At 39.4% G+C, this 21,599-nt stretch carries 21 protein-coding genes; 12 read left to right on the top strand and 9 right to left on the bottom strand.

Annotation, left to right across the window (positions count from 1 at the left end):
- Nucleotides 1–32: 32 nt before the first annotated feature.
- Entirely contained in the window at nt 33–620 is a 588-nt protein-coding gene (locus I6F53_RS14725; RefSeq protein WP_197240044.1) for a DUF4202 domain-containing protein, read from the bottom strand.
- 225 nt (nt 621–845) lie between these two features.
- On the opposite strand from I6F53_RS14725, the gene I6F53_RS14730 reads away from it, so the two are divergent.
- Both I6F53_RS14730 and I6F53_RS14735 read left to right on the top strand, forming a co-directional pair.
- On the top strand, nt 846–2,573 hold the full coding sequence (locus I6F53_RS14730) for a DUF885 domain-containing protein (RefSeq protein ID WP_197240045.1): 1,728 nt from the start codon (nt 846–848) through the stop codon (nt 2,571–2,573).
- 132 nt (nt 2,574–2,705) lie between these two features.
- Nucleotides 2,706–4,025, top strand: coding sequence for a DASH family cryptochrome (locus I6F53_RS14735; RefSeq protein ID WP_197240047.1), 1,320 nt, complete (start codon nt 2,706–2,708; stop codon nt 4,023–4,025).
- A gap of 29 nt (nt 4,026–4,054) precedes the next feature.
- Here the strand turns inward: I6F53_RS14735 and I6F53_RS14740 are convergent, their stop codons facing one another.
- Nucleotides 4,055–5,137 carry a YeiH family protein gene (locus tag I6F53_RS14740; RefSeq protein WP_197240049.1) on the bottom strand — a complete coding sequence of 361 codons (1,083 nt, stop codon included), beginning with the start codon at nt 5,135–5,137 and terminating at the stop codon, nt 4,055–4,057.
- 121 nt (nt 5,138–5,258) lie between these two features.
- On the opposite strand from I6F53_RS14740, the gene I6F53_RS14745 reads away from it, so the two are divergent.
- Complete coding sequence (locus I6F53_RS14745; RefSeq protein WP_197240050.1) at nt 5,259–6,137, top strand: LysR family transcriptional regulator; 879 nt, start codon at nt 5,259–5,261, stop codon at nt 6,135–6,137.
- An 87-nt stretch (nt 6,138–6,224) separates the two neighbouring features.
- On the opposite strand, the gene I6F53_RS14750 is transcribed toward I6F53_RS14745, so the two are convergent.
- From I6F53_RS14750 to I6F53_RS14770, 6 genes are all read right to left on the bottom strand, one after another.
- Entirely contained in the window at nt 6,225–6,947 is a 723-nt protein-coding gene (locus tag I6F53_RS14750) for a hypothetical protein (RefSeq protein ID WP_182768614.1), read from the bottom strand.
- Nucleotides 6,944–7,114, bottom strand: a complete 171-nt coding sequence (locus I6F53_RS14755; RefSeq protein WP_007377426.1) for a hypothetical protein — start codon at nt 7,112–7,114, stop codon at nt 6,944–6,946. Before I6F53_RS14755 ends, I6F53_RS14750 begins: the two co-directional genes overlap by 4 nt.
- Nucleotides 7,115–7,401: 287 nt before the next feature.
- Nucleotides 7,402–7,860, bottom strand: a complete 459-nt coding sequence (locus I6F53_RS14760; protein WP_197240052.1) for a thioredoxin family protein — start codon at nt 7,858–7,860, stop codon at nt 7,402–7,404.
- A gap of 83 nt (nt 7,861–7,943) precedes the next feature.
- Nucleotides 7,944–9,461: a hypothetical protein gene (locus tag I6F53_RS14765; protein WP_231616605.1), complete on the bottom strand. Its 1,518-nt coding sequence runs from the start codon at nt 9,459–9,461 to the stop codon at nt 7,944–7,946.
- 183 nt (nt 9,462–9,644) lie between these two features.
- Nucleotides 9,645–9,911 (bottom strand): hypothetical protein, encoded by a 267-nt coding sequence (locus I6F53_RS20860; protein ID WP_231616606.1) that lies wholly within the window; start codon nt 9,909–9,911, stop codon nt 9,645–9,647.
- 120 nt (nt 9,912–10,031) lie between these two features.
- On the bottom strand, nt 10,032–10,958 hold the full coding sequence (locus tag I6F53_RS14770; protein ID WP_166419857.1) for a LysR family transcriptional regulator: 927 nt from the start codon (nt 10,956–10,958) through the stop codon (nt 10,032–10,034).
- 174 nt (nt 10,959–11,132) lie between these two features.
- On the opposite strand from I6F53_RS14770, the gene I6F53_RS14775 reads away from it, so the two are divergent.
- From I6F53_RS14775 to I6F53_RS14795, 5 genes are all read left to right on the top strand, one after another.
- Nucleotides 11,133–11,810, top strand: a complete 678-nt coding sequence (locus I6F53_RS14775; RefSeq protein WP_197240054.1) for a glutathione S-transferase family protein — start codon at nt 11,133–11,135, stop codon at nt 11,808–11,810.
- A 65-nt stretch (nt 11,811–11,875) separates the two neighbouring features.
- Complete coding sequence (locus tag I6F53_RS14780; RefSeq protein ID WP_197240055.1) at nt 11,876–13,003, top strand: zinc-binding dehydrogenase; 1,128 nt, start codon at nt 11,876–11,878, stop codon at nt 13,001–13,003.
- Nucleotides 13,004–13,321: 318 nt separating this feature from the next.
- Nucleotides 13,322–14,311 carry a type IV toxin-antitoxin system AbiEi family antitoxin gene (locus I6F53_RS14785; RefSeq protein WP_197180420.1) on the top strand — a complete coding sequence of 330 codons (990 nt, stop codon included), beginning with the start codon at nt 13,322–13,324 and terminating at the stop codon, nt 14,309–14,311.
- Nucleotides 14,292–15,149, top strand: coding sequence for a nucleotidyl transferase AbiEii/AbiGii toxin family protein (locus tag I6F53_RS14790; RefSeq protein ID WP_197240056.1), 858 nt, complete (start codon nt 14,292–14,294; stop codon nt 15,147–15,149). Before I6F53_RS14785 ends, I6F53_RS14790 begins: the two co-directional genes overlap by 20 nt.
- A 227-nt stretch (nt 15,150–15,376) precedes the next feature.
- The gene (locus I6F53_RS14795) at nt 15,377–15,862 is read left to right on the top strand and encodes a hypothetical protein (RefSeq protein WP_197180423.1); all 486 of its coding nucleotides are present in this window, start codon (nt 15,377–15,379) and stop codon (nt 15,860–15,862) included.
- A gap of 41 nt (nt 15,863–15,903) precedes the next feature.
- On the opposite strand, the gene I6F53_RS14800 is transcribed toward I6F53_RS14795, so the two are convergent.
- Nucleotides 15,904–17,109: an anhydro-N-acetylmuramic acid kinase gene (locus I6F53_RS14800; protein ID WP_197240057.1), complete on the bottom strand. Its 1,206-nt coding sequence runs from the start codon at nt 17,107–17,109 to the stop codon at nt 15,904–15,906.
- A gap of 147 nt (nt 17,110–17,256) precedes the next feature.
- Here I6F53_RS14800 and I6F53_RS14805 point away from each other — a divergent pair, with 147 nt between their 5' ends.
- From I6F53_RS14805 to I6F53_RS14820, 4 genes are all read left to right on the top strand, one after another.
- Entirely contained in the window at nt 17,257–17,757 is a 501-nt protein-coding gene (locus I6F53_RS14805) for a GNAT family N-acetyltransferase (protein WP_197240058.1), read from the top strand.
- A 182-nt stretch (nt 17,758–17,939) separates the two neighbouring features.
- Nucleotides 17,940–18,968 (top strand): NADP-dependent oxidoreductase, encoded by a 1,029-nt coding sequence (locus I6F53_RS14810; protein ID WP_197240059.1) that lies wholly within the window; start codon nt 17,940–17,942, stop codon nt 18,966–18,968.
- Between the two features lie 49 nt (nt 18,969–19,017).
- Nucleotides 19,018–19,635, top strand: a complete 618-nt coding sequence (locus I6F53_RS14815; protein ID WP_197180431.1) for a glutathione S-transferase family protein — start codon at nt 19,018–19,020, stop codon at nt 19,633–19,635.
- A 262-nt stretch (nt 19,636–19,897) separates the two neighbouring features.
- Complete coding sequence (locus tag I6F53_RS14820) at nt 19,898–21,517, top strand: methyl-accepting chemotaxis protein (RefSeq protein WP_197240060.1); 1,620 nt, start codon at nt 19,898–19,900, stop codon at nt 21,515–21,517.
- The last annotated feature ends 82 nt before the right edge of the window (nt 21,518–21,599 follow it).

Genomic DNA, 21,599 nt, shown 5'->3' on the forward strand with positions numbered 1-21,599 from the left:
AAATTCCTTTTTTATTTTTATACTTTTATTATTTATTCAAGTGCTTTATGAATAAGCCCAACTAAAGGTGCGGGTAATGTAATATTACCTGCAAGTACAAACTCATGCGCTTCATCAGACATTTTTTGCCAAGTACGACGAATTATACCAATCCATTTTTCTTCATTGTAATCTGGCTTTGCATTGGCAAAACCAAGCATGTAATGCTCAATAAATACAAGGCTTGCTACATCTTCTACTAATTGGCTGTCTGGGTTACGTTTAATATCTTTTTTAGCAACCGCATCGTAAACACGGTTTTGCTCAGTCTCACCGTAACCAGCTTGCTGCATAAGCGCAACAACACTACTTGCATGAAATATATAAAGAGCACTGCGCCACTGATGATAACCCTGCTTGTTCATTTCGAAATCGCTACGTGGCGACTTCCAACGCTGAATATGCTGCCCGCGCACTGCAATTTGCATAAGTTCATCGGCATCGGGTTTAAAGCGAGTTAGCATTTCGCTCATGCGTAAGGCGTATAAACTTTCTTTTGGGAAATTTTCGCCATTGTGTTGTTCACTATTAGGATCTTGATTATTCGCTTCATCAATCAGCGCTATTACTTTATTAAACATGACGACCTTTATATAATTAGTTTTAATCATTCTAAACGCTGATAAAACAATAAACTAGTGCGCCACTCACTTCAGCGGTGAAATTTGTTCAATCAAAAAGAAAAACCAATAGTTACAGGTTATAAAATTAAGCGCATTAATAAAGTTAACTTGGTACTATATTAAAAACAAAAACGATAAATACGCGAAAACTAATAAAAATTAACGCGCAATAAATGGATGACTATGTTTAAAAAAAGTATTTTAGCTATTTGCTTAGCAGTTACATCACTGCCAAGCATTGCCGATAGTAACAGTGACTTAAAAACGATTATTGATAGCCACTGGCAAAATGCAAAAGCCGAAAAAATATTCTTTCGTACCGACCCAGACGGTTGGAAACCCAGTGGCACACTACCAAGTTGGAGCGAGCAAGCCATTGCAAAGCGCCAAGCTTACAATAACAATGTATTAAAAAGCTTAAGTAAAATAGATCCTAAAACGCTGAGCTGCTCGCAACTAATGAACTACCGCTTATTTAAATACGAGCGTGAAACAGAGCAGCAAAGTTACCTTTTTCAAGATAAGTATTTTCAGGTTAACTTTTTAAGTGGCTGGCATACCTACTTTGCCGAAGCACCGGCTAATATGGCATTTTTAACGCCTGATGATTACAACGCATTTTTAGTAAGTCTTGCCGACTATCCTCGCTTTAATCAAGAAAACATTAACTTGATGAAGGAAGGCATTGAAAAGGGTTACACCCACTACTGCAAAACATTTGAAAATTACAGCCAGAGCATTAACGCTCATATAGTTAAGCAACCTGAAAATAGCGCCTTATACGAGCCTTTTACACGTATACCAAATACGTTTACAGCAGAGCAAAAGGCCACATACCAAAACAAAGCAAAAGCCTTAATTAGCTCAAAAGTAGTCCCGGCTTATCAGCACTTTTACGACTTTTTTGAAAACGATTACATGCCTAACTGCAGAGCAGAGCCAGGTATTTCAAGCGTTAAAGGTGGGCTTGAGTATTATAAATATGCGGTAAATTATTACACCACAACCAATGCAACACCCAAGCAAATACACGAGCTTGGCTTAAAAGAAGTGGCGCGTATAAAAACGCAAATGCAAAACATCATTGATAAAGTAGGTTTTGATGGCACGTATGCTGAATTTTTAGAGTTTTTAGCAACCGATGAGCAATTTTACGCAACAGACGCACAAGACCTGCTTGAAAAAACAGCCTTTATTACGCAAAAAATGTATGGCAAATTACCAACCTACTTTAATCATTTACCGCGTAACACCTTTACAATAAAAGGCTCAGCGAGTCGTGGCGCTTTTTATATGCCACCGTCTGATAATCGCTCACCGGGTACTTACTTTTTAGCCTCAACACCTAAACTACAGCCCTTATATAATTTAGAAGCACTTAGCCTTCACGAAGCAATACCAGGGCATCATTTACAAAACGCCATTGCAATGGAGTTAGACGTACCTGAGTTTAGACGCACACTTAGCCACTCAGCATTTGGCGAAGGCTGGGCACTTTACACTGAACGCTTAGGTAAAGAAGCCGGCTTTTATCAAAACCCATACAGCGACTTTGGTCGTTTAGGTTACGAAATGTGGCGCGCAGTGCGTTTAGTGGTTGATACAGGTATTCATGCATTTGGCTGGAGCCGCCAAAAGGCAATAGACTACTTAGCAGATCACACTGCATTGCCACAAAGCGCGGTGGAGGATCAAATAGATCGTTATATTTCATGGCCTGGCCAAGCGCTTTCGTACAAAATGGGGGAGCTAAAAATACGCGAACTACGCGCAAAAGCTGAAAAAGAACTAGGCGCTAAATTTGATATTCGCAGCTTTCACGACACCGTTATTGGCCAAGGTTCATTGCCTATGTCAGTACTTGAGGATGTAATAAACGATTGGATAGCAGAGCAAAAATCAGCTATTTAAAAACAATACTTCAATAAGCTAAGAGGCGGTTTAATAATCGCCTCTTTTTAAAAGTCTATTAACCATCTCAAAACTAATCCCTACCCGCTTTTGCTTCGTAAAGTTAATGATTAAAAAAACCTGAGCAAACCTATGAGCAAACGCATTTTATATTGGCTACAAAACGATTTACGCCTCACTGACAACACTATTTTTAGTGACCTTGCGTCGCAGCAATGCGCACTCGATATTGTATTTGTAATAAATCCGCATTGGTTCAAAAATAATAACTACCAACAAAAACCATATGGCGTGCATAAACAACAGTTTTTAATGCAAAGCTTATTTGAGCTACAGCAGACGCTTATTGAACGCGGACAAACACTGCACGTGCTTGAAGGTGAACCAATAGCGCTTTTAAAAGCGCGTATAAATGATCTAAACATTGATGAAGTTGTATTTAGCAAGCAAATCGGTTTGTACGAGCAACGCCAAATAAGTTTACTTAAAGCGCATTGCCCAAATACAGAATTTACAGGCGTGCTGCAAGACACCCTATTTAAACAAAGCGACCTACCTTTTAATTTAAACGAGCTGCCTAAAAGCTTTACGCCGTTTCGTAAAAAGGTAGAGGCAGCCAATATACCTATAACTCTCTCAATGTTACCTGAAGGTTTACTCCCTCAACCTATAACATTATGTGCGGCCAAACCAATTGAGCTTACTGAACATACTGATGACAACAACGCGATAATGCACGGCGGATTTAAAAGTGCGCAAGCTCATTTAGCGCAGTACTTTTCGGGCTTACTGCCAAGTACCTATAAAATAACTCGAAACGAGCTTGATGGCTTTAATAACACCACAAAATTTAGTACCTGGCTTGCCTTTGGCTGTGTAAGTGCACAGCAAGTTTATAAAGCGGTTGAAGAGTACGAACATAAACATATCGCAAACGAATCTACTTATTGGATTAAGTTTGAATTGCTATGGCGAGAGTATTTTAAATGGCATGCACTCAATGCGGGCAACAGGCTGTTTAGCTTTAAAGGTCAAAAGCAAACCAAACCCCTAACAACGTTTATGCCAAACCGATTTGCTGCATGGTGTAATGGCTCAACACCCTTCCCATTGGTCAATGCCATTATGAATGAGCTTAATGCCACTGGTTATATATCAAACCGAGCAAGGCAAGTTGCAGCGAGCTGCTTAGTTAACGAACTTTGCCTTGATTGGCGCTATGGCGCGGCTTATTTTGAACAGCAACTGATTGATTACGACGTAGCCGCAAATTGGGGCAACTGGCAATACATAGTGGGCGTAGGTGTAGATCCGCGTGGCGGTAGGCATTTTAATATACAAAAACAAACCGCGCAGTTTGATCCGCACGGTATTTACACGAATAAGTGGCAAGGTAATAAAAACACAAGTACACAACTCGATAACTTAAACGAAGTTGATTGGCCAATTTAAGCCGCCAATCAACTTTTACCAAATAACGTTTAAAACAGCTCAGCAATACCTATATTAATGGCAAAGCCGCCTAACGTTAAAAATAAAAATAAACACAGCGCCAGTAACAGCGGTTTAATACCCGCTTGGCGAATTGCCCCAACATGTGTACGTAAACCCAAAGCTACCATCGCAATAGTGAGTAATATATTATCAAACCAAACAACTGCGTTTGTAGTCACTTGAGGAATAATAGAGAGTGAATGCACACCACTTGCCACTATAAATAACACCGCAAACCAAGGGATAGTAATACCTGATTTATCGCCCTCACTGCTTGCTGCATCACCTGCTTTTGCTCTTTTTTTACTTTGCCAAAACGATAAACCTACTAAAAATGGCGCAAGCATCATCACTCTTAGCATTTTTTCTATTACTGCGGTGTCAGCCGCGTTAGCGCTTACCGCAGTGCCCGCCGCAACCACTTGCGCTACTTCATGAATGGTTGACCCTACAAAAATACCGTACGCGTGCTCGCTCAATCCCATGTACTCAAACATTATTGGGTAGGCAAACATGCTTAGCGTACCAAACACCACCACCGTTGCTACCGCTACTGATACTTTATGCGCCTGTGCTTTTATAACAGGCTCGGTTGCCATCACCGCTGCAGCGCCACAAATAGAGCTACCCGCGCCAATTAATATAGTTGTTTGCTCATCAAGCTTAAATACACGTTTGCCTAGTTGAATTGCTAATATAAATGTACCAACAAGCATAACAATGTCGGTTAGTAAGCCACTCCAACCAACGCCAGCGACTTGCGTAAAGGTTATTCTAAAACCAAACAACACAACGCCCGCTTTGAGCAAAATACTTTTAGCGTAATCAACACCCACATCGGTATGAGTCGCTATACGCGAAAAAATACTGTTACCCACAATAATACCAACCACAATACCAATGGTGAGTGAGCTAAATTGCGCAGTTTGCATTATTGGTAGTTTACTAAGCGCAACAGAAACGCCCGCAAGTACAATAACCAGTAACATGCCAATCCACCAGCGAGAGTCACCATACTGTTTAGTGTTAACACCTAAAGGCTGTAACCCATTTTTAATAGCGCTAAGCATAATATTCCCTCAATCAAACAACTCTAATTAGTTGACTTCATTTTAATAAAGGCCAAAATATAACTCCAATATATTAAAATCATGATTCGATAACTTAAGGTTATGTAATTTGAGAGGCGCAATGAATTTACATGCACTTAGGGTGTTTTATACGGTAGCAAAGCTTGGTAGTTTTTCAGGCGCAGCCGAGGCGCTTTTTATAAGCCAACCTGCGGTATCAAAGGCTTTAAAAGAGCTTGAGTATCAACTAAATATTCAACTTATTGAACGTGCATCTAAAGGCAAAAAACTCACTTTAAGTGAAGGCGGGCAAGCGCTTTTTGAACATGCGCGTAGTATTTTTGCCATAGAAAAAGCCGCCATTGAAGATATTAAATCGCGCACAGGGCTTAAGCGCGGCACATTGGTTATAGGCACCAGCACCACCATTGCCAGCTATTGGCTGCCTCCTTACTTAGCTAAATTTTGCGCGCAGTACCCACATATAAAAGTAGAAGTACAAGTGGCTAATACTGCGCAAATTGAGCACGCACTACTTGAATGCACCATCGATTTAGCACTGGTTGAGGGCACACCAACCGAGCCACATATTATAAGTAAGCACTGGCAAAACGATTTAATGAGTGTAGTTATACCCAGTAACTTTAAGCCCACGAAAGACTTAAAACCATGGTTAAACAAACAGTTTTGGCTACTGCGCGAACCAGGCTCGGGCACTTTAGAGGTCTCGGTTAAATTACTACAGCAACATGGCATTACAGCAAAAAATAATATGCAGCTCGGAAGTAATGAAGCGATAGCAAGGGCGGTAGCACAAGGTATGGGGGTCGCTTTATTGCCAAACGTAGTCACTGAGGATTTAGTACAGCTAGGTAAATTAACACGGCTAGAACAGCCAAATAACGTCGAGTTATCAAGACCATTATACCAATTACACTATAAAGACAGACCCTCTTCACATGCCGCGCAAGCATTCGAAAAAAGTTTGTTTTGTGAATAACGTTTATATGAGTAAGTATATACGCGATATATAAATCGCATTTGTGCTCCAATAAGGAGCAGCGCTACTACACGTTTTGTTGGTTGCCTATTCTTCTTCAATAATATAAAGATATTCAATATTTATATTTTTAATGTCTTCATACTTGAGAATAAGCCTATCTCCTTTAATCTCGTAAAAACGCGTAGTTGGGGAAGCTGTAGATGAAGATTTGTCTGACTCTATAGGTCTTCTCATGGCATCGGATAAAACAACACGATCTAGCTGTCCACTAGAATCAAGATAAAAATCTTCAAGTACACCATAATATAAGAAGGAAACATTTTTAGACTCCACTAAACAAGATAACTTGATTAACTCTGCGTCCTGAGTTTCAGATAATTTTCCAGTAAGCTCATAGTACCATGGCGTATCGAAGGCATATCTGGAAGATTTATATGGATTAAAGTGAAAAATTAGCTTTTGAAATATTTTTCCCAAAATATATGCAAGTAAAAATGAACTAGAAAAATATAAAATGATTTTAGGGATACTAGCACTTACAATTTCTAAATCAGATTCCGACACAGATTTAGAACCAGTTAGTAATTTTAGACAAATTTCATAGTTAATTTCGTTGCCTAATAAAGGTACTAAAATATAAATTAAGAAAGTATGTAAAATTAAGGCATAAAAAAAAGCCAAGGATGAAGATACATCAAATGGCTTTTTTTCTATGCTAGTATTTTCTACTTTTTCATAAGAATTTTGGAATATAAAACCTGGAATTATTAGTACTAAAATAAAAAAAGCAGGAAAAGCTATATTCATGCAACTGCTTTCTCTTTAGGAGAAGTAGAAACACGGTACTTCTTGCCATTTGACAAAGTAATAACTTCACTATCTTTTGAACTACTAGAAATAAAAGCCCTTAACTGCTCGCTTCCTAAAGGATCGCCTTTAATTTTCTTAGCTAAACTACCTAACAAAGCTTTCATAACGCCCCCAAAATAATGTTTTATAATTCTATTTTACTTTAAATATTACCAATACGCTACATATCATGCCATGAGGCATCTGATGTAGCGCACTACGACGCCAGTGAGCAAATTTCCAAGCGGCGCCTGATATACTTCACTTATGTTCGCGAGATCACACCCATCATGGAAAAAACCAAACCTCGACTTCACACATTAAAGTATTCATGGGCTACTCATAGCAGCACACCTGCTAACTTATAAACCTATTTGCTAAATCGTTAACCCCAAATACGAACAAGCTCTATTTACAAACCCTGCGTTAAATCTTGTGCCAATGTACCCGTTGGCTTTTCAATTACGCGTACTAACTCTTTGCCATTTTGTTTAACAATAAACGTAGGTGTGTATTGTAAATCGTTAGCTTCTGCAATGCCTGCATCGTCTTGCTTGTTGTAACCTACGGCCACATATTCAATGCTTGTAAGTTGTACTTTCGATGCATCAATTAACTTAATGAGTTTTGGAACTTCGCGCTCACTGTCGTGGCACCACGTTCCAAATAATACAATTAGCTCTTTGCCTTCTAGTTTTTGCATTAGGGCAATGTCTTGTGCTGTTGGCGTAAACGCTTTGTATTGTTCGTTAAACTTGTCGTAGTCGCTTAGCAGTACATCAGTGGTAATTCCGCCCGAAAACGGTGCATCAGCAGCGCAGCTTACAAGCGGCATGCTTAAAGCGCACAGTAAAATTAATTGTTTAAACATAAGGTTACTCTTAATTTAGGTATTAATTTTGGTATTAAATGACTATACCCAATATTGAGCGTGGAGTGAACAACTCAAGACCGTTACTTTTTATCCATAAAAAAGTTAACTTGCGATAAGTTAGTTAAATATTCTCGCCTTACGTCTTTATTCTCAGCTAGCTTATCTAAGTCACCAATTAAGGTAACTAACTTATTATGAGAATGACTGCTGGTTGTTTTAAAGTCGTCTTGCTTTTCGTCGCTCTCAACACGCTCTTTTTTATTCATGCTGTAGCTGTTTTCGTTTTCTTCAAGCCAAATATCGTCAATTAAGCGAATGTCACTTTTACTAATGGTTTGCTCTTGCATCGCCATTTGCAGCTCGTATTGATTTGTTTGAGGGTTAAACGCATACATTTTTGTATCAACATCAACTTCGTGAGACTGATCAAGCCCCACAAGTTCTTTATTTTTAACTGCGGTACCTACGTTATAACTCTCTTCTTTGTCGTAGTAGTCGAGGCGACTGTATTGATAATCAAAGTGACTACTTACGTTTTTACTTTGTGTTAAACCGCTAAGATCCCCTAATTGGGTTTGCTCAGTCGCTTGGCTTAGCTCAATGGTACTTTTAGGCTGATAGTCACCGCTATCCAGTGCATACGAAAAGGTAGCATCAAAATCAGCGAGCTTAGACACACCCGCCCCCAATGTATTGGGTGCTTTATTACCAAGCCCTTGGTAACGGGGATCGTTTGCGACCATGTTATCAACTAAATCGGCAACCATAGCGCGCCCGTCATTAAATTGCTTATCTGCAAGCGACTCAATATTGCTATAACGCTCTGCCGCTGACGACATACTTGTAAAAGCGCCTTTAAATAATGCAAAACCTTGCTGCATTGTCTCATCCCCTTTACGACCAAATGCCGAGTCTTTACTATCCTCGGTACTGTTTACTCGGCTATCTTCTAAGCTTTGATCGAGCGACGCTAAATACTGCTGCATTTGCTGTGTGTCTTTAGCGCCAATGGTCGATATATCGAGTGCAAAGTCGATTTCGTTTTTCCCATTCTCAGCCTTAAACACAAGTGCTTGTTGATTTGTCGCTTCATCTATTGAGTAACTTAAATCAAGCGTGTTTTCGCCTGTATCAAGCGCATCATTTTGCGTTGTTGAAAACGACACATTAAAACCCGCTAGCTGCTCACTATTAAAGCCTGATAAAAAATCTAAACTCATATCTGTTTGGTTTGGCACTATAATAGGATTAAATGAGTTTTCACTCGCTTTAAAAAACTCATCGGCCATTTCGCCAACACCCGCCATAACCTGCGTTAAAGCCGCATGTTCAGCCTCAGATAAATCACCATTTACTTCGTAACTTATGCCAAAGCCATCAACGGCTTCACCCGTTTTTTCATCAAAGCCTTGTGACGAATTAAAAGTGATATTTATTACATCACCCTCTTTGGTTTTTACCGAGAGCTCAAATAAATAATTATCGTCATCCTCGTACTTGCTACGATTAGCACTTTCCATGTATGGATTAAGCGTGCGCTCAACACGTTGCTGGCTTGAGGCTAAAAACGTTTTTTGCTCATGCCCAAGTTGCCCCAAGCTTGATAAAATATCGCTGGTATTAGCATAAGCACCCTGAATATTTTTAACGGATGTATTTAATCGCTCAGTTAATTGGGTGCTGTTTTCGTTTTTTAATAATCCCTCATGCTGAGAGCTTATTACGGTGCGCAGGGCAAGTTCTTCATCGGAGAGTTTATAGTTAAGCGTGCTAGGCGTGCTTTAAATAGTAAATAGCGAGGTAAGTTGTTGCTGTAAAATATCCCCTACTTTTTGATTGCTACTTATTGTTTCGTAAATCGTTTCATCATTTAGCTGGCTTAATAACTCGTCGGTTATTTTAGCCGCGTTAGTTTGTAAATCATTAATAGCTTGAGGGTCGCCACTGCTATGCAGTGAAGGTGTCGCAGATGTTTGGTTGGCGTTATTAACTGATTGGGCAATCATAGTGCTTAGATTAGCCTGACTCCCTAATATATTATTAACCATGATTATCCTTAATCGCTAAACCCTATTAAGTAACTTATCGGGCGCTTAGTTAAAAGCTTTAGTCTAAAGGCGCATTTTTTACCTATTATTTATACAAATAATCGGCCTTACTCTTAAGGGCTATTTTATTTGCTTACTACCTTCACCTGTTTCTTTTATTCTTTGTACTAAAAAATCGACCGCCGCTTTTACCTTTGGTACCAAATAACGTTGTTTTTGATACAACAAATAAACAGCCATATTAGAATTTTGAGTTATTGCCACCTCATGCTCAAACTTAAGCTCTTGTAACTCACCCAACTCAAGGTATGAAGCCAGTGCCCATCGAGTTGACATTAAAATACCTTCCCCGTTACATGCTTTTTTAGCAAGCCACGATCCGTTATTTGAAATAGCGACCGCAGGCCCAGAAACGTCATGCCATTGCTCATCTACTTTACATAACCACGGCGTTGGCCCTGAAGGCGTTTTAAAATAAAGCCCATTATGGTGCTTTAATTCCATGGCGTTACTTGGCACTCCGTGTTTTTGTAAATAGCAGGGCGACGCCACAGGTATAAAACCATTATCCATAAGTTTTATTGCTATCACGCGCTCATTGGGTGCATAACCACCACGAATAGCAATATCAACATCGTCACGGCCAAGTGTCGATAGCTCATCGCTTAAGCTTACATCGAGTATTATTTCAGGGTATAGCGCGCTCAATTCATCAAGCAGCGGCATGAGCATTTTATCGCCAAAACCTACCATACAACTTATAGATAAACGCCCCTTTGGGGTTGTTTGGTAACTGCGTACAGTTTCGTGGCTTTGTTCAAGCTGGTTCACTATTTTTTGTACATCGCTGTAGTAAATTTGTCCTACTTCGGTCAGCTTAACTATGCGGGTTGAGCGTTTTAAAAGTGTTGCTCCTAAGCTTTTTTCTAAATCGGCAACTCGCCTCGACAACGACGAAGGCGGCACACCAAATGCTTTTGCGGCTTTGGTAAAACTGCCCGTTTCAACCACTTTAATAAAATACCGTATGGCTTTTAGTTGATCCAAGTCGCTTCTCCACTAAATAAAATTCTTTATTGTCTTAAAGACAAAAGTGATTCGCATTTTCCCTTATATATAAGCAAATTAAAACAAGTAATAATAGGTTCAACTTAAACACGGGGACCAAAATTGCATTATTTGGCAATGCGTATCCTCACGTTAATAATGGAAAGCTGACTTATGATTACTTTGCACGGTTTTGCTGCTAGCAATTATTACAACCTAGTTAAACATGTACTTTTACACAAACGACTGCCATTTAAAGAACACCTTGTTTACGGCGGTAGTAAAGAGTTACTAGCAATCAGCCCTGCGGGCAAAGTGCCTGCAATCACAACAGCTAATGGCCTTAATATTTCTGAGTCGAGTGTTATTTGCGACTTTATAGAAGAGTCGTACCCACAAACTCCGCTATACCCTAAAGGTGCAGGTGAGCGCGCAGTTGTTCGTCAAATTATGAAAATAGCAGAGCTTTATTTTGAACTGCCAAGCAGACGATTCATCCCTTATGTATTTTCGGGTAATGAAGTTCCTGAGGCTCTTAAAACAGAAGTACGCCAAGTATTAACTCGCGGCGTTACTGCATTAAGCAAACTAGGTAAGTTTTCACCTTGGATTGCAGGCGAGCAATTCACTATGGCAGACATTTACGTTTATTACGTAAACACCATTGTTAGCGCCTTTGGCTCAAGCCAGCTTGATTGGGATGTACTAGCACAAGTTCCTGGCATGAAAGAGTGGAACGAATCAATGAGTCAATTAACCATTGCACAAAGCATAGAGGCCGACCGCCAAGCAAATATGGCTGACTTTATGCAAAAAGTGAAAGCTCAAATTCAAGCAGCAAGCGCTAAATAGCCCTTAGCTATAACAGCCCTTAGCTATAACAGTAATCAATACTCATTTTTGTAGGAGCAAACATAATGACAGATAAAAATATCCAACTTACTTCAACTATCAGCGAAGACAATAAACTAACACTTGCCTTAAAAAACATCGAGATGCCAAAGCCGAATGCCGATGAAGTGGTTATTCGTATTGAAGCTGCACCATTAAACCCATCAGACTTAGGCGTTTTATTCAGCGCAGCTGATATGTCTACTGCAGAGCAATCGGGTACTGATGAAAACCCAGTAATTACTGCCGATGTTCCAGCTCAATTTATGCCATCACTTAAAACACGCGTAGGTAAAGCCACACAAGTAGGTAATGAAGGCGCAGGCACCGTTGTAGCAGCAGGTTCATCACCAGCCGCACAAGCATTAATGGGTAAAACCGTTGCTGTAATTGGCGGTGGTACGTATCGTCAATTTATTTGTGCCAATGTACAAAGTTGCCTAGAGCTAAAAGAAGGGACTACCGCTAAAGAAGGTGCATCATCTTTTGTTAACCCACTTACCGCACTAGCAATGGTAGAAACCATGCGCGCTGAAGGCCATAAAGCTATTATTCACGCGGCTGCAGCCTCTAATCTTGGCCAAATGCTAAACCGTATTTGTATTGCTGATGGCGTTGATTTAATTAATATTGTTCGCAAACCAGAACAAGAAAAGTTACTGCGCGATATGGGTGCAAAATATATTGTTAACTCAAGCAACGACACTTTTCTTGCTGATCTAACAGCTGCAATAATTGAAACGGGTGCAACTATAGCGTTCGACCCAATCGGTGGCGGCCAACTAACAAGTGATATTCTTAACTGTATGGAAGTTACAGCTGCACGCGATATGAAAGAGCACAGCGTTTATGGCTCAGACACTTACAAACAAGTGTATATTTATGGTGCATTAAACCGAGGCCCTATCACAATAAACCGTAACTTTGGTTTTGCATGGGGTGTAAACGGATTCTTGTTATTTAATGCCTTAGGTAAATTAGGCACAGATACAGTAATAAAAATGCGCAAACGTATTGCAGACGAAATCACCACAACATTTGCGAGCAATTACACGCACGAAGTGTCATTAGCTGAGGTATTACATTTACAGTCAATTGCCGCTTATTCTAAACAAGCTACCGGCGAGAAGTACTTAATTAAACCTCAAGCTTAAGTAAATATTCTTCGTTAAAAATTAAAAACCACAGCGCTTAGCACTGTGGTTTTTAAATATAAAAGCAGATGCTAATTAGGTATCTGCTTTTTTACGTTTAACACGGGGCTATTTATATTGAGCTTTTATAAACAATAGAACTTACCATACTCCGAGTTCATTAAAAGTAGTTGTTCAATAATAATGAACATATTAGTTTAGTGAACAAAACTTGACTATCGTTCAATTTTTACCTATGTTCATAAATAATGAACAGTCTAATTTAGTGAACAAATGATAAACCAAGAGCTAATACAGGCAACTATTGAAAAACTAAACTTGCAAACAGGTTTAGGCGCAGAGTATAAAACTTTTAAAAAAGAGTGTGTTGAGGGCGAACTCACTTTGCCTAATGTTAAAAGCAATTTAATTATTAAATGCAAAAAACACCTACATACAACCACCTTACAAAAGTATATTGCTGAATTCAAAATAAAGAATCAGATAACCGATGCCCTATTAATTACTGAGTACATCAATCCAAATCAAGCAGCCTTATTAAAAGAGCAAAAAATATCTTTTATAGACTGTGTTGGTAACACGTATATTAATTGCCCTCCAATTTATATTGATATTCAGGGAAATAAGCCCGAAAAAGCCCATAATAAAATAGCCTTGGCTAAACAATTAGGTAAGGCATTTCAACCTAAGGGCATGAAAGTAGTATTTATGTTTTTAGTGCAGCCGGAGCTAGTAAATAAACCCATGCGCACAATTGCAAAGGTGGCCGAAGTTGCACTGGGAACGGTTAAACAAGTAATTGACGATTTAATATATCAAGAGTTTATAGTTCAAAAAGACCAACACACTAAAATAATCTACAATTCAAAAGCTTTACTAGATAAGTGGTTAGACGCTTACCCTGTAACTGTTGAAGCTAAATTAAAACAAGAAATCTTCACCACTGATAACACAGAGCTACTACAAAAACTTAAACTAAATAATGTAAAAGCGATGTGGGGAGGCGAATATGCTGTTCAACAATATGACAATTATTTAAATGCAAAAAATTATCTAATTTACGTAAACCCTGAACATAAAAAAGTCATTTTAAAAACCGCACGATTACGAAAAGTAAAAGCAGAAGATGATATAAACGATGCACTAACAAAAGTAGTTTTAGTGGAGCCATTTTTAGGCATAGAAAAACTTGTCGGCCCAAAGGTTAATTTAGTACACCCGTATTTAATCTATGCCAATTTATTAGCTAGTAGAGATGCAAGAAACATAGATGCCGCAACGAGGTTTTATGAAAAGCACATCGCTTAATGTCGTTGGTAAATTACCACAAGGGTTAGTTGGCCTTTATCAAAAAATAAACGTCCAAACTGAAGCATTAGGGATCCCTTACCTAGTCATAGGTGCTACCGCCAGAGACATTATACTCCATCATGGTTACGGTGCTGCAATTGAGCGAGGTACAAGAGATATTGATTTTGGTATACAAGTCCAAAACTGGGATCAGTTTGAACAGTTAAAGGAGCATCTCTTAAAAAATGGTTTTACACCTGATAAAACAAAAGTACACCAACTAGTAACTACCGTTCCTAGCGGTGAAAAGTGGGAAATTGATATTATTCCATTTGGAAATATTGCTGGTGATGGTAACTCTATTACTTGGCCGCCACAGCACGATATTGGAATGTCAGTAACAGGCTTTAACGAGGCATTTAAACATGCACTTGACGTAAAAATTGCCAATAGCCCCAGCCTTAATATTAAAGTTGCATCGCCTGCTGGAATGCTACTGTTGAAGTTAATCTCATGGCTAGAAAGGGAGCATGGCGTTAGACGTAAAGACGCAATGGATATTTTTTATCTTACTAGGCACTACTCAAAAATACCTACTATCGCAGACTCACTTTATGAAGATGATTTTATGGACGCACAAGACTATGATGAACATAAAGCGAGCACAATGAAACTAGCCACTGATGCTTGCAACATCGCTAACGCAGAAGTTCTTTCGTTCATTAATGAAAAATTGTTCAATGTTGAGTCCAAAGTAGACAATTTAGTACTAGATATAAGCAGAGCAGTTCAAATTGAATATAGTGATGCTGAAGAGCTTTTAAATATTATTTCTAAGCAGCTAAATACTTCTTAACTGTTTTAATGACTGCTTTGTTTTATATAAAGTAATCGCTATTGAAACCGCTCGATACAATTCTCTTGTTCCTCATAAGTTACTAAAACAGCTTTGCTTATAGCGATCTTTTTTGATCAAAAAACAGTGATTATCCGATTAAGTGCAATTTGTCATAAAAGTGCAATCAAAATAGATGATAATTCAAACTCGAACTGTATTTTTTATAATCAAGAAGACTAAGTAAAATGAGTACACCACTAGTGCAACTAACATTTGCACAGCAATCATTTGATGATTCTATGTCTGCGGCGATGAGCCACGCTATGGAATATGAAAAACTATCACTAAAAGCCTGTGCTGCGCATAATGTTACGCTGCAATGTGTGTTGCCTGATGGCGCAAATGAGAGCGATGTTATTTCACTAAGTGCTACGCAACCCAGTGCCCGTGGGGCGCAGTATTTTACTGAAAAAACGCTGAGCAATGCAGACCTTGAATCAGGTACTGTAAACCTAACTTTAAGTAACATTACACAAAGCCAGTGTTTTGTAGTGCAAATGATGCTGCACGGAAAAAACACGACCTTAAAAGAAACCCAACAACTCGATGTGTACATTAAAGCATTTGAGCAAGGCTATATTCCTGAGCACATAACAACTGAACATGCTAAGCCTCAAGGTATTCGTGGTTACTTTGCGAGTATGGGATCTACGTTTTTATCACTGTTTTAGTGCTGGCTGTACTTAAATTACGCGACGCTACTTATAAAACCTTAATCAGCAAAACTTACTTTACCCATAGTAACTCCCGCAATACCTTGTGCAGTATTACTTAGGTGTTGCTGCTCTCCTGCTAGGCATTCGTTTGCTAAAATAGCAAATAACACAGCCTCTTTTGCGTCGGGATTTATACCTAAATCGTCGGTGTTTTTAAAAGCCTTAATACGTGGGCAAAGCGCTTTAAGTTGCGCCATTAGTAACGGGTTATGAATACCGCCACCACTTGCATACACCACACAATTTTGTGCGCGCTCCGCACACTCATTTAATGCATTTGCTATTACTGTGGCTGTAAAGGTATTTAAGGTAGCCATAACATCTTCATGGCTTAAATGCTGAGTATGTGTTTGCTGCTGTGCGGCGTTTAAATACGCTAAGTTGAATACCTCAGGGCCAGTTGTTTTAGGCATTGGGAGTTTAAAAAATGCGTTATTACATAATGCATTCAATAATGGCGTATTTATCTTGCCTGCTTTTGCTATTTTTGCACCGTCGTCATAATGTAGCCCTGCAAAGTGTTGCTGTACGTAGGCATCCATAATGGTATTACCGGGGCCAATGTCGGAGCTAAATACACTGCTTGCATCACCGCTTTTAGGTAAAAACGTTAAATTAGCAATGCCACCCATGTTTAATAAAATACGGTTCTCAGCAGCGCTTGAAAAATATAAATAATCGCCATACACCGCCAGTGGTGCGCCCTCGCCTCCTGCGGCTATGTGTTTTTGCCTAAAATCACCAATGGTAGTAATACCGGTAGTAACGGCTATTTGGTCGCTATCGCCAATTTGTAAGGTGCCATTAGTAAAGCTTTTGTGGTTATGCTGCGACTGCGGGCAGTGGTAAATGGTTTGCCCGTGGCTTGCTATTACATCAATATTTGCTGGGTTTATATTCCACTTAGCTAAGCACTGATTAACCATATTACCGTGCAGCTTACCTACCCAAGGGTGCAGTAAGGTAACTAGCTCTAAATCGCATTTTCGCTTAGCAAATACCTGCTTTATTTTGGTTTTGTAGTCGTCGTTGTAGTCAACGGTGGTAAAATTTAAAACCTCAATGTGTGTATTTAAGCCTGCGCCCGTTACTTTGCAGAGTGCAACATCGAGCCCATCTAACGAGGTACCGCTCATTAAACCAATAATTAAACGGCTTGGCTTTTGGGCACTATTATAAAGGGCGGCTATATGTGGGTGCATAATGGCATCTAAACAGGTGTAATATTTTGCTTATATTAGAGTACTTTAAAACAAAGTAATAGCCGTAAACCGTTTAATCTTAATGATTGTACAAGGTTTAAATGATTGCTAAGTTAGTGTGTATTCAACTAATAATTAACTATCGCTATGATCACGCTCAGAGATTTTCAACCGCACGATGCGCCACACATTATTGAAACCTTAAACGATGAGCAGGTAACACGGTATTTATCGTCAAAAATTCCATTTCCGTATACGCAAGCCGACGCTGATTGGTGGATAAACCAAGGTTCTAAAAATGACGTAATTGATGCAACGGTTAAGGCCATTGTAGTAAATGAGCAATTTGCAGGCTGTATTGGCATAACCCCAGGAGAGTTTGAATACAGCCGCAGTGGCGAAATTGGTTATTGGCTAAATAAAACCTACTGGGGACAAGGCATTATTACTCGCGCTATTGCACTTATTTGCGAAGAAGCGTTTGCCCAATCTAACCTAAATAGAATTTTTGGCACTGTGTTTGCTGGTAATACCGGCTCTATAAAAGCACTTACTAAAAGTGGTTTTGAGCAAGAAGCCATCCTAAAACAAGCTATTTATAAAAATGGAGAATTTTACAGTAGTCACATTTTTAGCAAGCTTAAATAAAGTATTTAGAATAAATACTCTGCCTATAAGGGTTGAATTACCAGTCCCTCGCCCAAAACTCCTGTTATAAGGTACAAATTTGTACATACTTATACTACTTAGCGCGCATTATTGTTTAGCTGATCACGATTTTAAAAGCGTAAACATTCGGTAAGTAGATTCACCCTAAAGAGGAGATTTTTATGTCTGCAACTAGTCGTCAACTTACGTTAGCATCACGCCCACACGGTGCTCCAACCGAAAAAGACTTTGAACTTAAAACAGTAGAGCTTCCTGCATTAAAAGATGGCGAAGTACTACTACGTACTATTTACCTATCACTAGACCCATACATGCGTGGTCGTATGAACGATGCTAAGTCGTACGCTGACCCAGTTAACATTGGTGATGTAATGGTTGGCGCTACAGTGTGCCAAGTAGAAGAGTCTAAAAACGATAAGTTTAGCAAGGGTGAGTGGGTACTCGCCTACACAGGTTGGCAAGACTACGCCATTACCAATGGCGAAGGCTTAATGCAGTTAGGTAAAGAGCCTGCTAATCCTTCTTACGCATTAGGTATTATGGGTATGCCTGGCTTTACCGCTTACATGGGTTTACTTGATATTGGCGCACCAAAAGAAGGTGAAACAGTTGTAGTTGCAGCCGCAACAGGCCCGGTGGGCGCAACGGTTGGTCAAATAGCTAAAATTAAAGGCTGTAAAGTAGTCGGTGTTGCTGGTGGTAGTGAAAAATGCGCACATGCAGTTGAAAAGCTAGGCTTTGATGCCTGTATTGATCACAAAGCTGATGACTTTGAAGAACAGCTAGAAAAAGCCTGTGATAAAGGCATTGATGTTTACTACGAAAATGTGGGCGGTAAAGTATTCGACGCCGTATTACCACTACTAAATACCGCAGCACGCGTACCACTGTGTGGTTTAGTATCGCAATATAACGCCACTAGCTTGCCAGAAGGCCCAGACCGTTTAGGTATGCTAATGGGTCAGTTGCTTACTAAGCGTATTAAAATGCAAGGCTTTATCATTTTTGATGATTACGGCGACCGTTACGACGAGTTTGCTCAAGACATGCAAAAATGGCTACAAGAGGGCAAAATTCAATACCGTGAGCACATGGTAGAAGGCATCGAAAATACAGTAGGCGCGTTCAACGATATGATATGCGGTAAAAACTTTGGTAAAACAGTGGTTAAAATTAATAACCCTCTTTAATTTAAATAGCTTATAAGGGCTTAGCCCTTATAAGCTCAAAAGGACTGACATGATCAAACTACACCATTTAAATAAGTCACGCTCAAAACGCGTAATTTGGCTTTTAGAAGAGCTAAATGTTGATTACGAAATTGTGGCTTACCAGCGCAATAAAGACACCTTCCTAGCTCCTGACGAACTAAAGCATATTCATCAACTTGGTAAGTCGCCAGTGATTGAAGACGGCGGCCTAATTATTGCCGAATCAGGCGCGATTACCGACTACCTTATTACTAAATATGGTAACGGTAAATTTGCACCAAAAGTAGATACAGCTGAATACGTTGATTACCAGCAATGGCTACACTTTGCAGAAAGCTCAGCAATTTTACCGCTTTTACTTAAAATGTTTGTACTAAAAGACGGCGCTAAAACCCAGTTTTTAGAAGGCTATGCCGACGCTGAAACAGTTAAAGTAATTAGCTACTTTAACGACCGCCTTGAAGGTAAACGTTATTTAGTGGGCGATACCCTAACGGGCGCTGATTTTATGATGTCGTTTATTGTTGAAATTGTTAAAAACTCAGGTCAATTAGCGCACTTTAAAAACCTCGTTAAATACGACGAGCAATTACAAAGTCATGAGAAGTTTCATACAGCTAATGAGCTAGAAGCAAAGTACGACTAACTACTTTTATATAATCTTTTTATATAATCTTTTTATGTAACACTAAGGGGCATTTAGCCCCTTTTTTATGCCTGTAAACATGTCTGTAAAATATGCCTGTAAAACAACCCCACTAAAGTTACGCTTGTAAACTAAATTAACAAACAACCCCTTATTGCTAATAAAACTTTAATTAATAAGGCATAATGCTGCTATTATTTTAGAATAATCACTAATAATACTGGCTCCCCTTACTGGTATTAATTCAAACTTGGGACCATCCATGACAATAAACATGCGTTTAGCGACCGGTTTTGGCGTAATTTTATCAATGATGCTTATATTAACCATCATTGGTATTTCGCGCGTTAGCCTTATTAATAATAACATTACCCACATGACCGACGTAAACTCGGTAAAGCAGCGTTACGCTATTAACTTTAGAGGCAGCGTACACGACAGAGCCATAGCCGTGCGCGATGTAGTTTTAATTACCGACCAAAACAATTTACGCACTGTTTTAAATGACATAAAAGAGCTAGATGCTTTTTACCAAACATCTAGCCGCGCAATGCGCGACCTTACCGACAAAATGTCGAGTGAAGAGCAATCCTTACTTAATAAAATTAATCAAATAGAGCAACGCACTCAGCCTTTTATTCAAGGTGTTATAAACACTAAAAGTACTGGGAACCTAAACGAAGCAGAACGCATTTTATTAACTGATGCACGCCCTGCGTTTACCCAGTGGCTAAATGTTATAAACCAATTTATAAACCTGCAAGAGCAAGCAAACCAAATAACAACAATTAATACCCGCGAAGTAGCTAGCTCGTTTAAAATCTGGATGATTGCGCTTACTGTAATTGCTGTTTTAATAGGCACAAGCGTTGCGTATGTTATTAGCCAACTGATCAGAAATTCAGTAGGTGGCGAACCACAAGAAGCCGCCGAAGTTATTGCCCTTATAGCCCAAGGCGATTTAAGAGGTGATGTACAATCGTGTTGCCCAAATAGCATGATGGCTTCTGTAGGGGTTATGCAATCTAAATTAAAAACTATTGTAGATAGCATTATTAACTCATCTGAAGAGCTTTCTACGCACTCTGCAAGCGTAGCGTCTGGCTCGCAACAAGCACTTAGTGCCGCTGACGCACAAGTAACTTATACAAACTCTGCTGTAAGCAGCCTAGAGGATATGAGCCGCAGTATTCATGCTGTAGCTGACTCGGTTAGGCAAACAGAAGATAACTCAAAAATAACCGCGCAATTATCGCAGCAAGGTAGTATTGCAGTGCAAAAAGTAGCGGCCGAAATTGAGCAAATTTCAGTAACGGTAAAAGCAACGGTTACCCAAGTAAACGTATTGCAAGAACATGTAAAACACATTGGCGATATTTTAAGTGTGATCCGCAGTATTTCTGATCAAACAAATTTGCTTGCACTCAATGCGGCAATAGAAGCTGCAAGAGCAGGCGAAACAGGTCGAGGTTTTGCAGTAGTTGCTGACGAGGTAAGGCAACTTGCCCAACGTACCGGTGATGCAACTGGCGATATTGAAAAGATGATTTTGCAAGTACAAGAAAACACGCAAGCGTCGGTTACAGCAATGGAAACCACAGTACCACAAGTAGAAAATGGCTTAACGCTTACTCACGAGGCAAACCAGCTACTGCATCAAATACAGCAACAAGCTAACGACTCATTAAGTAACGTGCTTGAAATTGTTGAATCAACATCAAACCAAGTAGCCACTGTGGCGCAAATTAGTACCGGCGTTGAAGAAATTGCCAGTATGTCTAAAGAAACCAGTATGTCGCTTAACAGTAACGCACAAGAAGCGGTTGCATTAGCTGACCTTTCAAACACGCTTAAAAAGTATATTAGCTACTTTAAAGTTTAAGTGTTTAACCTGATGTAATGGTCTCCTCCCTATACGGCATCTATGTGCCATGATTAAAGTAGTTACAATAATCAAAGGGAGA

The sequence above is a fragment of the Pseudoalteromonas sp. SWN29 genome (assembly GCF_015864465.1).
Classification (GTDB): domain Bacteria; phylum Pseudomonadota; class Gammaproteobacteria; order Enterobacterales; family Alteromonadaceae; genus Pseudoalteromonas.